Annotated in this window: 11 protein-coding genes; 9 read left to right on the top strand and 2 right to left on the bottom strand. The window is 63.0% G+C overall.

Annotated elements, in window-relative coordinates:
- Positions 1-19: 19 nt before the first annotated feature.
- The gene (locus RTQ83_RS01005; RefSeq protein ID WP_312510672.1) at positions 20-2,227 is read left to right on the top strand and encodes a hypothetical protein; all 2,208 of its coding nucleotides are present in this window, start codon (positions 20-22) and stop codon (positions 2,225-2,227) included.
- Between the two features lie 117 nt (positions 2,228-2,344).
- Here the strand turns inward: RTQ83_RS01005 and RTQ83_RS01010 are convergent, their stop codons facing one another.
- Together RTQ83_RS01010 and RTQ83_RS01015 are read right to left on the bottom strand one after the other, a co-directional pair.
- The gene (locus tag RTQ83_RS01010; RefSeq protein WP_312510673.1) at positions 2,345-3,298 is read right to left on the bottom strand and encodes an SUMF1/EgtB/PvdO family nonheme iron enzyme; all 954 of its coding nucleotides are present in this window, start codon (positions 3,296-3,298) and stop codon (positions 2,345-2,347) included.
- A gap of 266 nt (positions 3,299-3,564) precedes the next feature.
- Positions 3,565-5,262, bottom strand: a complete 1,698-nt coding sequence (locus tag RTQ83_RS01015) for a diguanylate cyclase domain-containing protein (RefSeq protein WP_312510674.1) — start codon at positions 5,260-5,262, stop codon at positions 3,565-3,567.
- Between the two features lie 301 nt (positions 5,263-5,563).
- On the opposite strand from RTQ83_RS01015, the gene RTQ83_RS01020 reads away from it, so the two are divergent.
- From RTQ83_RS01020 to RTQ83_RS01055, 8 genes are all read left to right on the top strand, one after another.
- The gene (locus RTQ83_RS01020) at positions 5,564-6,454 is read left to right on the top strand and encodes a LysR family transcriptional regulator (RefSeq protein WP_312510871.1); all 891 of its coding nucleotides are present in this window, start codon (positions 5,564-5,566) and stop codon (positions 6,452-6,454) included.
- 65 nt (positions 6,455-6,519) lie between these two features.
- Positions 6,520-7,956, top strand: a complete 1,437-nt coding sequence (locus tag RTQ83_RS01025; RefSeq protein WP_312510675.1) for a carboxylesterase family protein — start codon at positions 6,520-6,522, stop codon at positions 7,954-7,956.
- A 62-nt stretch (positions 7,957-8,018) separates the two neighbouring features.
- Positions 8,019-8,855 (top strand): oxygenase MpaB family protein, encoded by an 837-nt coding sequence (locus RTQ83_RS01030; protein ID WP_312510676.1) that lies wholly within the window; start codon positions 8,019-8,021, stop codon positions 8,853-8,855.
- Positions 8,856-9,070: 215 nt separating this feature from the next.
- Positions 9,071-11,182: a TonB-dependent siderophore receptor gene (locus tag RTQ83_RS01035; protein ID WP_312510677.1), complete on the top strand. Its 2,112-nt coding sequence runs from the start codon at positions 9,071-9,073 to the stop codon at positions 11,180-11,182.
- A 144-nt stretch (positions 11,183-11,326) separates the two neighbouring features.
- Positions 11,327-12,550 (top strand): Na+/H+ antiporter NhaA, encoded by a 1,224-nt coding sequence (nhaA, locus tag RTQ83_RS01040; protein ID WP_312510678.1) that lies wholly within the window; start codon positions 11,327-11,329, stop codon positions 12,548-12,550.
- A gap of 39 nt (positions 12,551-12,589) precedes the next feature.
- On the top strand, positions 12,590-13,924 hold the full coding sequence (locus RTQ83_RS01045) for a TrkH family potassium uptake protein (protein ID WP_312510679.1): 1,335 nt from the start codon (positions 12,590-12,592) through the stop codon (positions 13,922-13,924).
- Positions 13,914-14,621, top strand: a complete 708-nt coding sequence (locus RTQ83_RS01050; protein ID WP_312510680.1) for a TrkA family potassium uptake protein — start codon at positions 13,914-13,916, stop codon at positions 14,619-14,621. Before RTQ83_RS01045 ends, RTQ83_RS01050 begins: the two co-directional genes overlap by 11 nt.
- A gap of 168 nt (positions 14,622-14,789) precedes the next feature.
- A complete protein-coding gene (locus tag RTQ83_RS01055; RefSeq protein WP_312510681.1) occupies positions 14,790-16,526 on the top strand; it encodes a class I SAM-dependent methyltransferase in 1,737 nt (578 codons plus the stop codon).
- Positions 16,527-17,140 lie beyond the last annotated feature (614 nt).

Here is a 17,140-nt window from a genome sequence, read left to right on the forward strand (position 1 = left end):
TTCTGTAGAAGCAGACACGATGACCGAAACCGCTACCGCCACGCCGCCGAAGCCGCATGCCGTCGCCACCACCACGCCAGCCGCAGACACCTTTGTCGAAGCCAAGCTCACGGAGGGCGGCGGCATATTGATCTACTGGCCGGAGAAGAACGCGTTCCTCGCCTGCTATGAGGACGAGCACCGCGCCCTGATGGCGGAGGCGGACGAGCACAATGCCAAGATCGCCGCCTTGCAGGAAGCGAACCGCGCCGTGACGGCCGCATCGTTGAAGCTGCGCGAGGCGCAGAAGTCGAACGTCAAGCCGGATATCGACGCGGCTGAAGCGGCGCTCAAGAAAGCGATCAGCGAGATGGCCGCCGCCAGCGACGCGGTCAAGAAGAAGCTCGAGCCGCTGCAAAGTCTGGATGCCAAGGAAGGTGTCAAGATGGTCGAGATGGTGGCGCTCAAGACCAGGAAATACGGCCAGAAACCCACGCCCATCTATGTGAAAAGCACCTCGCTCAAGAGGGTGTTGGCTGACAACCGGATCTATCTCGTCGAAGGAGAAAAGGCCAAGCGCAAGGAAGACAAGATCCTCAAGGACGGCAAGCTGAATGTGAAGGAAATCAAGCACCGGATCACCGAGAAAGTCCAGGACAAGACCAAGTTTTCCAAGGAATGGAAGCTCAAACCCGAGGATGCGGACGCGTATACCGGCGTGCTGTTCGCGTGGGCGCGTACCATGAACGGCGACATCGCTACCTTCATCGAACGCAACAAGGGCGAACTCGAGAAGTACCTGGAGCTGGACCCGGACAATCCGGAGCGGCGCGCGGACCTGTCGGCGGACGCGCAGCTGATGCGTTATTCGGCCGGCGCCGGGCTGGAGATCAATTTCAACCCGTTCACCGGCAATCTGCACGACGGACGTGACAGGACCTGGACCAAGCGCGCCCTGCGCGGCCTGAAGTCGGGCGAATTCGGCATCAAGGGCAACGCACATGCGTCGTTCGCGGTTGCCGAGGGCAAGGTTCGCACCGAGGTCTATTATCCGCATTTTGCCGGCTGGCACGTGCAGCCGACGATTGCAGGGCAGACGTTCGAAATGGGGTATATGCGGCTGTACGGCGACCTGGTGCTCTCCGGCGGTGTGGGCGCCAGCCTGGCGGTGGAAACCGATATCGGGATCAGTTACACCGGCGGCAAGCAGGGCATCCGTGGCGTACCGCCTGCAAACCGCAACAAGCGTGGGGTCAGGGCACGTGCCGGCGCCGACGCCGGCCTGGATGCCTTCATTGGTGGACGCGTGTCGATCGACATCCATGGCGAAGTGCAATGGCTCAACCCCGAAGGCGACGCCAGCGACGGCAAGCCGGCGACCGTCAAGCCGGGCGACGCCATCGGCGAATACAAGACGGTGGCCAAAGTCGGCGCCGGCGTGACGGGCAGCGCGGGCGCCGGCATCAAGGGCGCCTTCAAGATCGGAATCAATAAAGGCAAGTTCGTGATCAGTGCACGCGTGGGCGCATGCCTGGGGCTGGGCGGCGAGGCAGCGCTGACCGGTGAAGTCGGGTACGACACGATCCAGGAATTCTTCAAGTTCGTGTCGTATCAGTTGAAGCGGGCCGACTACCACAGGATTGGGGATTTCATGGAGGAGCAAGTCTATGAATACTACTGCAAGGTCTCCTATCTCGTCGTTGCCAAGGGGGCCAAGCTCGTTGACTACGCAGACAAGATTGGTCAAGCAATTGAAGACGAATATGACGACTTTAAAAACCGCCTCGACAACGCGATCGAGAACGGCGCTGCAGGTGCTGAGCAGTTCATGAATAATATCCGGAGCGAGCTTCTCAAAAAGACCGGCAGCTGGTTCAGCTATTCCCCTCCGGAAGTCACTGGCCAGATCAATCGCCAAATTGCCCTGATCGGCATAAGCGCACATCCCACCCTTGGCCAGGAGGCCTCGCGACTGATGGCATTGTCCTTGGGATCACCCCAGACCATGAATCAGCTTGCAACCATTGCCGAACGGATGACCCCCACCCTGGGCGACAAGCAGAATCAGGCAATGGGCTTTGCCATGATCGATAACTGCCTTCAGGGAACCCGATACGCGAGCGCGCGTATACAAGCGGAAGAAAGACTCGCAGGCGCACAAACGCTGGTGAGCAAACCGTATATCTGGAACACTGAACCGGAATTTGTTACCGCACGTATGGGCATCGACGATGCAATGTATTCGTGAGTATCATGTCAATGAGCGACATATACGGCGCTCGATGCCGCCTGACGCCAGCCTCCCACGAAGCCGCTGGAGGCTTCGGTGCAAATGCCGTGCAGCCGTGGGGCATATTCTGTCAGGCTAATTGACAACGCAACGGAATGCGATGTACTCCTTCCCTGAGAACTTTGTGTACGGAACCTCTTTTTCGGCACCACGTGGCTCATCGAGAAACAATGTCCAAGTATCGGTTCGTTCCACCGGCTCATAGCCATTTCGCTCCATGTTCATGACGAGCTGACCCAGGTTACCGCGAACCACTCGTTCCTTTCCCGACACCGGCCCCTTTGGATTATCAACAGGCGAGTTCGCATAATAGTCGGCTGCATACCAGTCATTGACCCATTCGCCGTTGACGCCGAAATCATGAAATCCAGCGGGATTGGGAGGGAATTTTCCAACACGAACGCGACCACCGTCTTCTTTGTTTTGGTCGTACGATGGGAAGTTTCTTCCCTTCTCCTCCTTCCCATTATCAGTAGGGAATAAATTCCGCTTGCCGCCACTACGCGCTGCATATTCCCATTGCGCTTCGGTTGGCAGATCCATGGCCAACCCAGCCTGTTTTCCGATCCACTGACAATATTCTTTCGCCCCCTGCCAACTCACCAGCGCAGCGTGATTGCCGGTTCGCGATTTCCGGGAAAATCGGCTCTGATTTGCACGTGGAAGCCTGTGTGCCGCTGAAAAGACATCAAATTCCGCATAGGTCACAGGATACTTGCTCATGGAGAAGCTTTTGAGCTTCACTTTGTGCAGTGGTTTCGACTGCGGATAGCCATCAAACGGCAAGCCCTGCGGATTGACTTCGGGACCCCAGTCGCCCATGTCGAATGTACCTGCCGGCAGTTTGACCAAATTCTTCTTTGTTTGCGCCACAAGGCTTGCGATCTGCTGCGAGGAGGGTGCCGGATCACGGACATTACCGTCTTCCAGAACTTCAATTCCGGGGTTTTCTTGAAATTTGGTATCGGCCTGAACACCAGCTTGCACGGCAAACAGGGAAACAAGAAGAACGAGATCAATTTTTTTCATAATCCACACAATGAATTAGAGTGTATTAACCATTCCGGGCATCCGGATTCTCACAGGCCATGAGAATACCTTTCCAGCGGCTCGATGATGCCGACAGACGTGGGGCGACCCAGTTGCCGTGTTAATTATACTGGCAGTATATGTGAGCACAGATGGTTGCCGGCGCGAGTGCGCAGGATAGCTGTCCGGTTTAACCGGTGACCGTTGCGCCATATGCCCGGGTCAGTGAATTACGCCAGACCCGCACAGCCAAACGCCGGGACGCCTCAGAGCGGCACAGCCGCCACTGCCACCGCGTTCTTGCCGCTGCGCTTGGCTGCATACATGGCATGATCGGCGCGTGCCAGCCAGCCGTCCAGATCATGACGATCGTCGGGAGCGAACACGGCCACGCCGATGCTGGCGCCGACATTGACCATGGTGGTGCGCAGCTTGAACGGCTGGCGCGCACGCTCGAGGAGTTTGCGCGCCGTGTCTTCAGCATGGCCGGCATCGGCCAGCATTTCCAGCACCACCACAAATTCGTCGCCCGCCAGGCGCGCCACCATGTCGGTCCTGCGCACCGTCTGCAGCAGGCGCGCGCCGAACTGGCGCAGCAGCTCGTCGCCCTCTTCGTGGCCATGGTTGTCGTTGACCGCCTTGAAGCCGTCCATGTCGATGAACAGCAGCGCGGCCGGACGCGCCACCCGTTGCGCGCGGGACATGGCTTCGGGCAGGGCCTCAAGCAGCGCGCGCCGGTTCGGCAAGCCGGTCAGCACGTCGCGCAGCAGCAGCGCCTGCAGCTCGGCGGTGCGCGCGGCCACTGCCGCTTCCAGGCGTTCGTTCATGGCCAGCAGCGCGCTGCGGTATTCCGCCTCGCTGCGCACCAGCTCGCGCATGGTGCGGGTCAGCATGCTCGCTTCCTGGAAGCCATTGATCTGCGGGATGGGCGGCAACTCCTTGCCCGCGGCAGTGGCCTCGGTAACGCGCTCGATCGCTTCGCCCAGCTGGTTCATCGGCCGCGTCAGGCGGCGTGCCAGCAGCGCGGCGGTGCCGGCCAGGATCAGGCCGAGCAAGGTGCTCCACATCAGCATCCGGCGCTTCAGTTCGCTTGCACCCTGCAGTGCTTTGTCTTCGTCCTGGCGCACCAGCACCGACCAGCGCAGCGTGGTGTCGTTACCGGCCTGTCCGGTCTGGCTGAAGCCGGTCAGATAGGCCTGGCCGTCAGGCCATTGCTCGCGCAGCGAGCCGGTGTCGCCGGCCTGTGCCTTGCGCAGGCTGACGGTATCGATCTTCTTCTCGACCAGTTCTTCGGGGCCGAGCATGACGGTGCCGTCGTCGCGCACCACCAGGATCTCGGCGCCGTATTCGCGCAGCACCGGGGTCAGCAGTTTGCGCGCCTGGCGCCGCGCCCAGTCCCAGCTCAGGTGCATGCCGAGCACGGCGAACAGCTCGCCGTCGTTGCTGAACACGGGCGTGGAGACGTCGACGAAGCGCCACGGATCGGGTGCATGCGGCAGCAATTTATCCAGCAATTTGGCCGGGTGGTAATCGGTAGCGCGCACGCCCTGCTGGCCGGTCTGGAACCACGGCCGCGCGCTGACGTTGGCGCCTTCCAGCAAGCCCTTGGTCGAGGCGATCACCTTGCCGTCGGTGCCGGCCAGGCCGATCCAGGCGTAATCGGGGAAAGTGTATTGCAGGGTTTCCAGCGCGGCGCGGGCCGATGCCGGATTGCGCGCCTGGCGCACCTGCGGCAGCGCGGCCAGTACACGTGCGTCGCCTGTGGCTTGCTCCACCACGCGGTTCAGGGAGTCGCGCATCTGCCAGGACAATTGCTGCAGCCGCAACTCGGCTTCGGCACCGGCCTGGCGCACCGCAAAATGGTTGACCACTGCCATCTGCAGGGCCACGGTCAGTGCCACCGTGGCGCACACGGCCAGGGTGATCAGGCTGGAGAGCCTAAATTTGCAGAGCAGACCGTTCATGGCAGATGGAGCGGGTGGCGTAAGAACCCGTCATGATACCGAAGGAACTGTGAGTTGTTATCAAACGATATGATGCAATGCGGAATTTTTCGTTTCCAACCTGCCATTTTGGACAAAATGCAACACTTACACGCATTATCACGCAGCGTATTTATGCTATATCCCGTCAAAATCGAGAAAATAAACGTTAGCCTTAGCGCTAACACACGAATCGTCCGCACCTGTTCAGGGCAATATCAGACTGAATCGTTGAACTCGACTATAACGCATTATCGATTGGATTGACTGCATGCCCACCCATATGGACCGCTTCCAGGAAATGCAGATCTTCGCCCGCATCGTCGAGCGCCGCAGCTTCACGACCGCGGCCGAAGAACTGCGCATGCCGCGCGCGACGGTGACGAATGCGATCAAGCGCCTGGAGACCCGCCTCGGCACGCGACTGCTGGAACGCACCACGCGGGTGGTGGCGCCGACGCTCGACGGCCAGGCCTATTACGAACGCTGCGTGCACCTGCTGGCCGACCTGGGCGAGATGGAAAGCGTGTTCTCGCGCGCCGCCCCGACCGGACTGCTGCGCGTGAACCTGCAGCCGACGCTGGCGCGGCGGGTGGTCATGCCGGCCTTGCCCGCCTTCCTGGCGCGCTACCCCGGCATTGAGCTGCAGATCGGCGAAGGCGACCGCCTGGTCGACCTGGTGCGTGAAGGCATCGATTGCGTGCTGCGCGTGGGCAATCTGCAGGACTCGTCGATGGTGGCGCAGCAAGTGGCACGGCTGGAACAGGTAACCGTCGCCAGCCCGGACTACCTGGCGCGCCATGGACGGCCGGAAACGCTGGATGAACTCGGGCGCCACTTGGCCGTCAACTACATCTCGTCGGCCACCCTGCGCCCGTATCCGCTCGAGTTCCTGGTCGACGGCGAACTGCGCCAACTGACGCTGCCCGGCGCGGTGTCGGTGACTGGCGCCGACATGTACATCGCCGGCGCCAGCGCCGGGCTCGGCATCGTGCAGGTGCCGCGCTACCGCGTCGAGGACCAATTGCAGTCCGGCGAGCTGTGCGTGCTGTTGCCGCACCTGACGCCGCCACCGTTGCCGGCCTGCGTGCTGTATCCGCAGAGCCGCCAGTTGTCGCCACGGGTGCGGGTGTTCGTCGACTGGCTGAAGGACATTTTCGCCGGCTTCGGCTGAGCACGCACGAAGCTAGACGTCACGTTATTATTACTGCACATAATCCATTCCACAGGAGACTCTCGATGCCACGTCCGACCCTCGCTCCCTTCTTGTACCTGGCCATGGCGCTTGCGGTGCCGCTCGCGCATGCCGCTTCAGGCGGCCCGGTCGTCGCCATCGACAGCGGCAAGGTGCAGGGCAAGGTGGACGATGGCGTGGCGAGCTGGAAAGGCATCCCCTTCGCCGCCCCACCAACGGGCAAGCTGCGCTGGCGCGCGCCGCAGCCGGCCGCCTCCTGGAGCGGCGTGCGCCAGACCGACAGCTACGGCGCCGATTGCATGCAACTGCCCTTCCCCAGCGACGCCGCCCCGCTCGGCACCGCCCCGGCCGAAGACTGCTTGAGCCTGAACGTGTGGAAGCCGGCCGGCGCCAAGGGCAAGCTGCCGGTGCTGGTCTGGATCTACGGCGGCGGCTTCGTCAACGGCGGTTCGTCGCCGCCAACCTATTCCGGCGCCGAGCTGGCGAAGCAGGATGTGCTGGTGGTCAGTTTCAACTATCGCATCGGGCGCTTCGGCTTCTTCGCGCATCCGCAGCTGACGCGCGAGAATGGCGACCAGGGCATGCTGGGTAACTACGGCTTCATGGACCAGATCGCGGCGCTGCAATGGATCAAGCGCAATATCTCGGCCTTCGGGGGCGATCCGAGCAATGTGACGATCACCGGCGAATCGGCGGGCGGGATGTCGGTGAATAATCTTCTGACCTCGCCAATGAGCGGCGGCCTGTTCGCCAAGGCGGTGGTGATGTCGGGCGGCGATGGCGGCACGCAGACAACGCCGTTGGAAGCGGTGGAAAAGATCGGCGTCAATTTCGCCACCGGCAAAGGCATCGCGGACGACGATCCGAAGGCGCTCGAGAAACTGCGCGCGCTGCCGCCGGACCAGGTGGTGGATGGCCTGAACCTGGCGACTTTCATGCGCCAAGGGATGCCGACCTATCACGGGCCGTTCGCCGACGGCAAGGTGGCGATCGATTCGCGCGCCGCGTTCGCAAACGGCCGCATGCACAAGGTGCCGGTGATGATCGGCGCGACCAGCGCCGATATCGGCGGCAAGACCGGGTTCATGGTGGCGGGTGCGCGCAGCCTGGCGGCGACCTTGGCCGTCCACGGAGTGCCGGTGTATGCCTACCGCTTCTCGTACGTGGCCGAGTCGATCGGCAAGCCGGGCGCGGGACATGCGACCGATATTCCCTACTTCTTCGACACGGTGAAGGTGAAGTACGGCGAGCAGGCGACGGCCAGGGATATCGGCGTCGGCAAGGCGATGAGCACGTATATGGTGAACTTCGCCAAGAACGGCGATCCGAACGGCGCGGGACTGCCGGCATGGCCGCGTTATGCGCGCGCCAGCGACCAGCTGATGGATTTCGCCGACAGCGGCAAACCGGTCGCGCTGAAGGATCCGTGGGCCGGCGAGATCGACGCTGCAGCCAAACAGGATCCTGCCACTAAGCGCTGAGGCGGCCGAGGTAACGCACCAGGCACAGGGACGACGCGATGCTCAATGTCATACAAGATCTGATGCGCCCTCCTCCCGGCCTGGAGTTCGACTTCAGCCAGCCGGCCGGCGAGCCGGCGCTGACGCCGCACGACGGCATTTCGTGGCAAGTATTCGCCAATCCGGTTGCGCTGTTCATCGGCGGCGTGACAGCCGTCCTGCTCGAACTGGCCGAACCCTCGGTGCGGTCCGGGGTCTGGGACCACAGCAGCTTTCAACGCGATCCACTGCTGCGCCTGCGGCGTACCGGCTTCGCGGCGATGATGACCGTGTATGGCCCGCGCCCGGCGGCCGAAGAGCTGATCGCACGGGTGGTACGAATGCACGGCCGGGTGAAGGGAACGACGCCGGGTGGCGTCCCGTATCACGCCAACGATCCGCGCCTGCTCGACTGGGTTCAAGCAACCGCGACGTTCGGCTTCACCGAGGCCTATCACGCCTACGTCCGGCACTTGTCCAGCGCCGAAAAGGATGCCGCTTTCGCGGAAGGCCAGGCTTCGTCCGTCCTGTACGGCGCAACCGGCGCGCCGCGCAGCTGGGACGAGTGGGAGACGCTGCTCGCGGCGACTGCGCCCGGACTGGAGGGGTCCGACATCCTGTCCGAGTTCATGCGGATCATGGCGCAAGCGGCGATTCTTCCTGCTCCCTTGCGCTGGGCCCAGCGCCTGCTGGTGCGCGCCGCCGTGGACATCACGCCGGAACCGGTCCGTTCGCTGCCGGAATTACGCGGACGCGGATTGCGGATGGGAGAAGCGACGCTGGTGCGTGCAATGGCGCGCGCGGCGACGCTGATCCCGATGGCGGACAGCCCCGCTTCGCAATCGGCGCGGCGGCTGGCAAAGGCCGGCAACTCGACATAACTCCTGGGCGTGCGCCCTCGCTCCTTGCCAGTCCGTCCAGATCTTTCTATAATTGAGAATGATTCTTATTTATATTCAGATCTAGACCTCTGCCGAGGACTAGTGTGACTCGCAAACGTTGCCTCTTCGCAGGCAACCCATCAGGATTATTCATGCCGTCTCTTCGTACGCCCTTCCGTTCGTCCGCTTTCCGTTCGTCCGCTCATCGCGCAAGCTTGCAGCACCAGCCCTCCGAACCGCGTCTGCTGCCGCTGGCCCTCGCCTGCGCCCTGTTCGCTGCCGGCCATGGCACGGCTGCCGCTGCCGAGCCGGACCTCGCGGCGGACGCCAACGTGCAGACCGTCAAGGTCACTGGCGAAACGACGAAGGACGGCTACAGCGTCCGCGACAGCGCATCCGCCACCCGGCTCGACCTGAGCCTGCGCGAAACCCCGCAATCGGTCTCGGTCGTGACGCGCGCCAAGCTCGATGACTTCAAGCTGAACTCGATCAGCGACATGCTCGCCACCGTCCCCGGCGTCACTGTCGAAGCGGTCGAGACTGACCGCGTCTACTACACGGCGCGCGGCTTCGACATCACCAACTTCCAGTACGACAGCGTCGGCCTTCCATTCGTGTTCGGCAACGTGACCGGCAATTTCGACACCGCGCTGTACGACCGGGTCGACATCGTGCGCGGCGCCAACGGCCTGCTGTCGTCGACCGGCAATCCGTCCGCCACCGTCAACTTCGTGCGCAAGCGTCCCGGCAACAAGCTGGCTGCCCAGGCCGGGCTCACCTTCGGCCGCTGGGGCAACAAGCGCCTCGACGTCGACGCCACCATCCCGCTGAGCGAGAACTGGGCCGCGCGCGTGGTGCTGGCGCGCGACCAGGGCGACTCCTACCTGGACCGCTACGCGCTGAAGAAAACGGTCGCCTCGGTGATCGTGCAAGGCAGCATCGACGCCAACAACAAGCTGGCGGCCGGACACACCTACCAGAAGAGCGCGGCCACCGGGAACATGTGGGGCGCACTGCCGCTGTACTACACCGACGGCACGCCCACCAGCTATCCGCGCTCGGCCAACGTCGGCACCGACTGGTCGTTCCAGGACGCCATCGTCAACAGCACCTTCGCCGAATGGACCCACGGCTTCGGCAACGGCTGGACCGGCACGGCGACGCTCACCTACAACCGCTCGCCGAACGAGTCCGAACTGTTCTTCGTCTCTGGCATCCAGGACCGCGCCACCGGGCTGGGCCTGACCAGCTACACCTCGGCCTACGACTCGATCTTCAAGCAAAAGCTGGCCGACGGCACGGTCAACGGCACCTTCGACCTCGGCGGGCGCCGCCACGACCTGAGCTTCGGCGCATCGTGGTCGGAATCGGAAATCGACAGCCGCTCGGCCTCCGGCCCGGACACCGGCACCAGCCTGCCCGGCAACGCGGCCGTCGACGGCAGCTACCCGCGTCCGGCGTTCGGTGCCGGAGTCGGCGCCGGCGGTTACACCGACAAGCGCAAGAACGCCTTCGTGGCGGCGCGCTGGAACCTGGCCGATGACTGGAAGCTGCTGACCGGCGCGAATACGGTCAAGGTCGATACCCGCGGCAGCAGCTATGGCACCAGCAGTTATCGCTCGGCCAGCAAGACTACGCCATATGCCGGGCTGGTCTATGACATCAACGAGACGCTGTCCGCGTACGCCAGCTACAGCTCGATCTTCAATGCGCAAAGCGAGATGGACTTCAACCGCCAGTTGCTGGCGCCGGTCGAAGGCAGAACCCGTGAAGTGGGCCTGAAGAGCGATCTGCTGGATGGAAGGGTGCAGCTGTCGGGCGCCGTTTTCAAGACCAAGCAGACCAATTCGCCCGAGCTGGCGGGCTATATCAATGGTCTCGACGCCTTCTATGTCGGCGTGGAAGCCGAGTCTCAGGGTGTCGAACTTGAGCTGGCCGGACAACTGAGCAAGAACTGGAATGCCAGCATCGGTTTCACGCAGATGTCCATGGAAGGCAATGAAGGCCAGGACGTGCGGACCTTCATCCCGCGCAAGACCTTGCGGACTGCGACGACCTATCGCTTCGCCTCGATGCCGCAGTTGAAGGTGGGTGCGAGCATCAACTGGCAGTCGCGGATTTACATCGAGGACGCGGTGGCAATGGTTCGTCAGGGCGGCTATGCGACGGTCGGCCTGATGGCGCAATACGAGATCAACCCGCATTTCCGGATCAGCGCCAACCTGAACAATGCGACCGACAAGACTTATCTGAAGAGCCTGTTCTGGAATCAAAGCTTCTACGCCGCGCCGAGGAATGCGTCGGTCAGCCTGAACTGGACGTACTGACCGGGCCCGCTCGTCACCCGGGCCGTCGTGGCGGCGCCTGGCCGGCGCGTCGTCTATAATGCGGCCTGGGTGATCGTGCCGCCAGGGCACGACAGGATTCGCGTATGGTCGGGCCGCCGCGCGGCCTGATTGCGACCATCATCCATGCAACGACTCGAACGCCGGCTCTCTTCCACCTTCCAGAACTTCATCGCATCCGGCAAGGCCGGCGGCGCCCTGCTGATCCTCTGCACCATCGTCTCGCTCGCCATCGCCAACTCGGCGTGGAGCGCGCCCTACCTCGGCTTCTGGCACGGGTACGTCGCCGGCCTGAGCATCGAACACTGGATCAACGACGCGCTGATGGCCGTGTTCTTCCTGCTGGTCGGGCTCGAACTCAAACGCGAGCTGGTCAGCGGCGAGCTGTCCGACCTGCGCAACGCCTTGCTGCCGGTCGTGGCCGCCGCCGGCGGCATCGCGGCTCCGGCCCTGATCCACTTCATGCTCAACGGCGGCACCCCGACCCAGGCCGGGGTCGGCATCCCGATGGCGACCGACATCGCCTTCGCGCTCGGCGTCCTGGCCCTGCTCGGCAGCCGCGTGCCGGCCTCGCTCAAGGTGTTCCTGACCGCACTCGCCGTGATGGATGACCTGGGCGCCATCATCGTCATCGCCCTGTTCTACACGGCCGAGCTGTCGGCGCTGTTCCTGGCCGCGGCGCTGGCCACCTTCGGCGCGCTGTGGCTGCTCAACCGCCGCCTGCGCGTGATCGCGCTCTGGCCCTACCTGCTGGGCGGCGCGCTGATGTGGTTCCTGATGCTGAAGTCAGGCGTGCACGCCACCATCGCCGGCGTGCTGCTGGCATTCGCGATTCCCGGCTCGGCGCGCCAGGACGACGCCGCCTCGCCTTCGCACCGTCTGGAACACGCGCTGCATACCCCGGTCACCTTCCTGATCCTGCCGATCTTCGCCCTGGCCAACACCGCCATCGTGATCGGTGCAGGCTGGACCGGCGAGCTGATGTCGGCCAACAGCCTGGGCATCCTGCTCGGCCTGACGCTGGGCAAACCGATCGGCATCGTGCTGTTCAGCTTTGCGGCGGTCGCGGCCGGCCTGTGCCGCCTGCCGCTCGACCTGGCCTGGCGCCATGTACTGGGCGCCGGCCTGCTGGGCGGCATCGGCTTCACCATGTCGATCTTCATCACGAACCTGGCGTTCGTCGGCCAAACGGATATCATCAACGCCTCGAGGATGGCGATCCTGCTCGCTTCGCTGGCGGCCGGCGTGCTCGGCTTCGTCTGGCTCAAGCTGATGGGCGCGCCGCTGGCTTCCGACACCGATCCCGACACCATGAATTTTGAACACCGGCCACACACCGATGCACGCTGACACACCCGTCCCGGACGCCCCGACCGCCCGATGCGCCCGATGAACAAGGTCATCCACCCGGCGCGGGCGGTAGCCCTCGGCTTCCTGCTGGCGATCGTCATCGGCACCGCACTCTTGATGCTGCCGCTGGCGCGCGCCGGCGACGCGGCGTCCACGGCGCCGCTGATGGTCGCCTTCTTCACCGCGGTGTCGGCGGTGTGCGTGACCGGCCTGACGGTGGTCGATACCGGCAGCTACTGGTCGGGCTTCGGCCAGTCGACCATCATGGCGCTGTTCCAGCTGGGCGGACTGGGCATGATGACCGCCGCCACCCTGCTCGGCCTGATGGTCAACCGCTCGCCGAAACTGCGCACCCGCCTCATGGCCCAGACCGAGACGCGCTCGATCGGCATGGGCGACATCGCCAGCGTCGGCCGCGTGGTGCTGGCGGTGTCGGTGCTGTTCCAGCTGGCGATCGCCGCCTTTCTCACGCTGCGGCTGGAATTCAACTACGGCATGGGATGGGCCGAAGCCTCCTGGGTCGGCCTGTTCCACGCCGCCTCCGCCTTCAACAACGCCGGCTTCTCGATCCACCCCGACAGCATGATCCGGTATGCCGGCGACGCCGGCATCCTGCTGCCGATGATGCTGGCGGCGATCATCGGCGGCATCGGCTTCCCGGTGCTGCACGACCTGCGCCACCGCTGGCGCGACCCGCGCCACTGGTCGCTGCACACCAAGCTGACGCTGAGCGGCACCCTGATCCTGCTGGTGGCGGGCTACCTGGTGGTGCTGCTGTTCGAGTGGAACAATGCGGCCACGCTCGGCTCGTTCGGCCTGATCGACAAGCTGATGAACGGACTGTTCATCTCGTCGGCCGCGCGCACGTCCGGCTTCAACACGGTGGACGTGGCGGCGCTCACGCGCGAAACCTGGGCCCTGCACTACTTTCTGATGTTTATCGGCGGCGGCAGCGCCGGCACCGCCGGGGGCGTGAAGGTGGGTACCGTAGCGGTGCTGGTGTTGCTGGTACTGGCCGAGGCCAAGGGCCACACCGACACCGAAGCGTTCGGCCGCCGGGTCGGCGCCTCGGCCCAGCGCCAGGCGATCACGGTGCTGGTGCTGGGCAGCGTTGTCGTAGCGATGGGCACGGTGGCGCTGCTGCGCATATCCCACTTCCCGACCGACCAGGTCATCTTCGAGGTGATCGCGGCGTTCGGCAGCGCCGGACTATCGACCGGCATCACCGCCGATCTGCCGGTCTCCGGCCAGCTGGTGCTGACGCTCTTGATGTTCGTCGGCCGCGTCGGCACCATCACATTCGCGACCTCGCTGGTACTGGGCGAGCGGCGCATGCCTTACCGTTATCCTGAGGAGCATCCAATTGTTGGGTAGGATTTTTACAGAGCAGTTCGCGTTTTCATCCAGCGACAGCGTGGTGGTGATCGGTCTCGGCCGTTTCGGCGGCGCGGTGGCGCAGTCGCTGATGCGGCTCGGGCACGACGTGATGGGCATCGACAAGCGCGAGGACCTGGTGCAGGTGTGGGGCGACCGCCTGACGCACGCGGTGCAGGCCGATTCGACCAACGAGAACGTCATGCTGCAGCTGGGCGTGGCCGACTTTTCGCATGCCATCGTCGGGATCGGGTCGGACCTGGCGGCCAGCCTGATGACGCTGATGGTGCTGACCGAGCTGGGGATCAAGGATATCTGGGTCAAGGCGATGACGCCGGAGCATGGACAGATTGCGCAGCGGATCGGCGCGCATCACGTGATCTATCCGGAGGCGGACATGGGGGCGCGCGTGGCGCACTTGATCACCGGGCGCATGATGGACTTCATCGAGTTCGAGGATGGGTTTGCGATTGCAAAGATCCATGCTCCGGTGGAGACGCATAACCGGACGCTGGCGGAGGCGCATGTGCGATCGCGTTTCGGAGTGACCGTGGTGGGGGTGAAGCGGGCGAATGAGGATTTTCAGCATGCGCTGGCGGAGACGGTGATTCGGCCGGCGGATATGTTGATTGTGTCGGGGCCAACCAAAAAGATCGAGATGTTTGCGGCTGGCGACAAGAAGCGCAGACCTGGCTGATGCAGTTAGTTTCGCCTGATCGAAGTTTTCAAGTCGACTGCTTGACTCGGATAAAGCCCTACCGCACCCGACCTGACCAACCTCCCTACGGTTGCAACTTATCCATTGCACAAAGGCAGCATAGTTCAGCATACAATTGATGAGTCGACACAGCATACCGAAGCTCACGTGCAGTCAATTCCTCACTACGATCAGAACGCCGAGCAATTTGTTTCACAGTACGAATCGCTGACCTTCGAGCATGTGCACTCTGTGCTACTGGATCTGCTGCCACCGCCTGGGGCGACGATACTTGACGTCGGCGCTGGTTCCGGAAGGGACGCCGCCTGGTTTGCAGCCAAAGGATATGATGTCGTCGCCGCCGAGCCCTCGGAGGGGATGCGCACGCTGGCGCGCCAGCGCCATACATCGCCACGCATTCACTGGGTGGCCGACAGCCTGCCGGATCTGGCCCAGGTCCGCCGTCTGGGACTTACCTTCGATCTGATCCTGCTGTCGGCGGTGTGGATGCACGTTCCACCGGCGGCACGCCAGCGCGCCCTGCGCAAGCTGGCGACCCTGTTGTCGCCGAACGGCCGCATCGCCATCAGCCTTCGCATTGGCCCGCCGGATACCGACCGCGCCATGTACGAGGTAACACTGCCGGAACTGACGGTGATGGCCCAGCAGTTGGGCCTGCGGCTGGTGCGGACCGATGACAGCCCCGACAGGCTGAACCGACCGGGGATTTCGTGGACCACTGCAGTTCTCGGGCTCCCCGACGATGGCCTGGGGGCACTCCCGCTGTTGCGCCATTTGATCCTCACGGACAGTAAGGCGTCGACCTACAAGATCGCGCTGCTGCGTATCCTCGCCAGGATCGCCGATACCGCGGCGGGTGCGGCGCGCCACGAAGCGGAGTCCGTCGTCCTGCCAATGGGCCTGGTCGCTCTCTTCTGGCTGCGCATGTACAAGCCGCTCATCGAGGGTGGGCTACTACAGATGCCGCCTAACCGTGTTGGGAATGCGCCCGGCTTCGTGACCGACAACTTCACCGCTTTGCGACTTCTACGCCCGGTTGACCTTCGTGCCGGAATGGACTTCCACGGCGACACCGCGCGCCACTTTCACGCAAGCTTGTGGGAGATATCAAGGCTGATCCGCGAGATGCCGGTGAAGTACCTGCGCTGGCCCGCGAGCGATGAAAACATCTTCCAGGTCAAGCACCAGCGCCGCACGTCGACACCGGCCAGCGTGCGGATCGACGATCCATTCCTCTGGAGCTTTGGCGAGTTCCACGTTCCCCTCCCGATCTGGGATGCGCTTCGCCACTACAACGTCTGGGTCGAACCGGTTCTCGTTGCGGAATGGGTGCGTCTGATGGAGTCCTATGCGGGCCAACTCGGCCCGGTCATCAGCCAGACCGCGTACTCGCTACTTGCATGGGCAGATCCAGAACGCGACACCAGGTTCGCACGGGCTGCCGTCGAACGACTTCGCGATCAGGGGAAGGCTATCTACTGCGTCTGGTCGGGCCAGCGCCTGAAGGACGACTACGACATCGACCATTGCTTCCCCTTCGCCGCCTGGCCGTGCGGGGACGCGTGGAATCTGATGCCTGCATCGAAGCGGATCAACAACGAGAAGTCGAACCGCCTGGTCACGCACAGTGCCCTGGAACAGGCCAGCGCGCGGATCACGGAATGGTGGGAGGAAGCGTTCCTGTCGGCGGGAAGCGATGCGCGGCACCGTTTCTTCCTCGAAGCCGAACAAACGCTTCCGATGCTGGACCCGGCCGCGTCACCGACAGACCTGATCGATGCAATGAAGGTGCAGCGCATCCGCCTCGCCAAGGATCAGGGTTTGCGACCATGGGAGCCAGTGGCAAGCAAGGAGCGATTTGTTCTGGCCCCGGGCTTTAGCTAGCCGGCATTCCAGCCGAGCGGCTTACGTCATGACGTAAGCCGTAACGAAGCCGGTTGCCTCAGAAGCGCTGCGCAAGAAGACGTCGCCTGCTGGCAGAAATCAGAAGCACAACTGGCAGCGGTTTCGGTGTCACGCCGCGCATATAGACCGGATGGCGATCAGTAAAAGATGCCATTGAGCTTGCCATTCACGACGCTAAGACGCAGTCTGCGACGTCAGCGAGTTCGGGAAAGCAATCTTCAATGAAAGAGTTGGCGAACTCGGAACCGATCTCAAGCGCATCGTCAGGGTCATAAAGACCGGTGAAGGACTTGGTGCTCTTGTGGACGACCTCGCTGGATCCTGGAGTCTGTTGAGACAGAATGGAAGAGCATTCCCATCCGCGGCTCGACTCGACGATGTTTGTTACTACCAAGGAACAGTTACTTACTTCGAAAGTTAGGATCTTCATCATCAATCGCCGGCTAATGCCCATAACTATACCCTGAGGCAACAAAAATCCATGCGATTTGGTTACTGGAAAACAACACCGTCATCAAATAAAAAACGCTGAATATATAACCGTTGGAGCAAGCATGGTCACCACCTCTACTGCATCCCCGACACTGCCGGAA

Origin of the sequence: Massilia sp. (genome assembly GCF_031995545.1) — a bacterium.
Classification (GTDB): Bacteria; Pseudomonadota; Gammaproteobacteria; order Burkholderiales; family Burkholderiaceae_D; genus Telluria.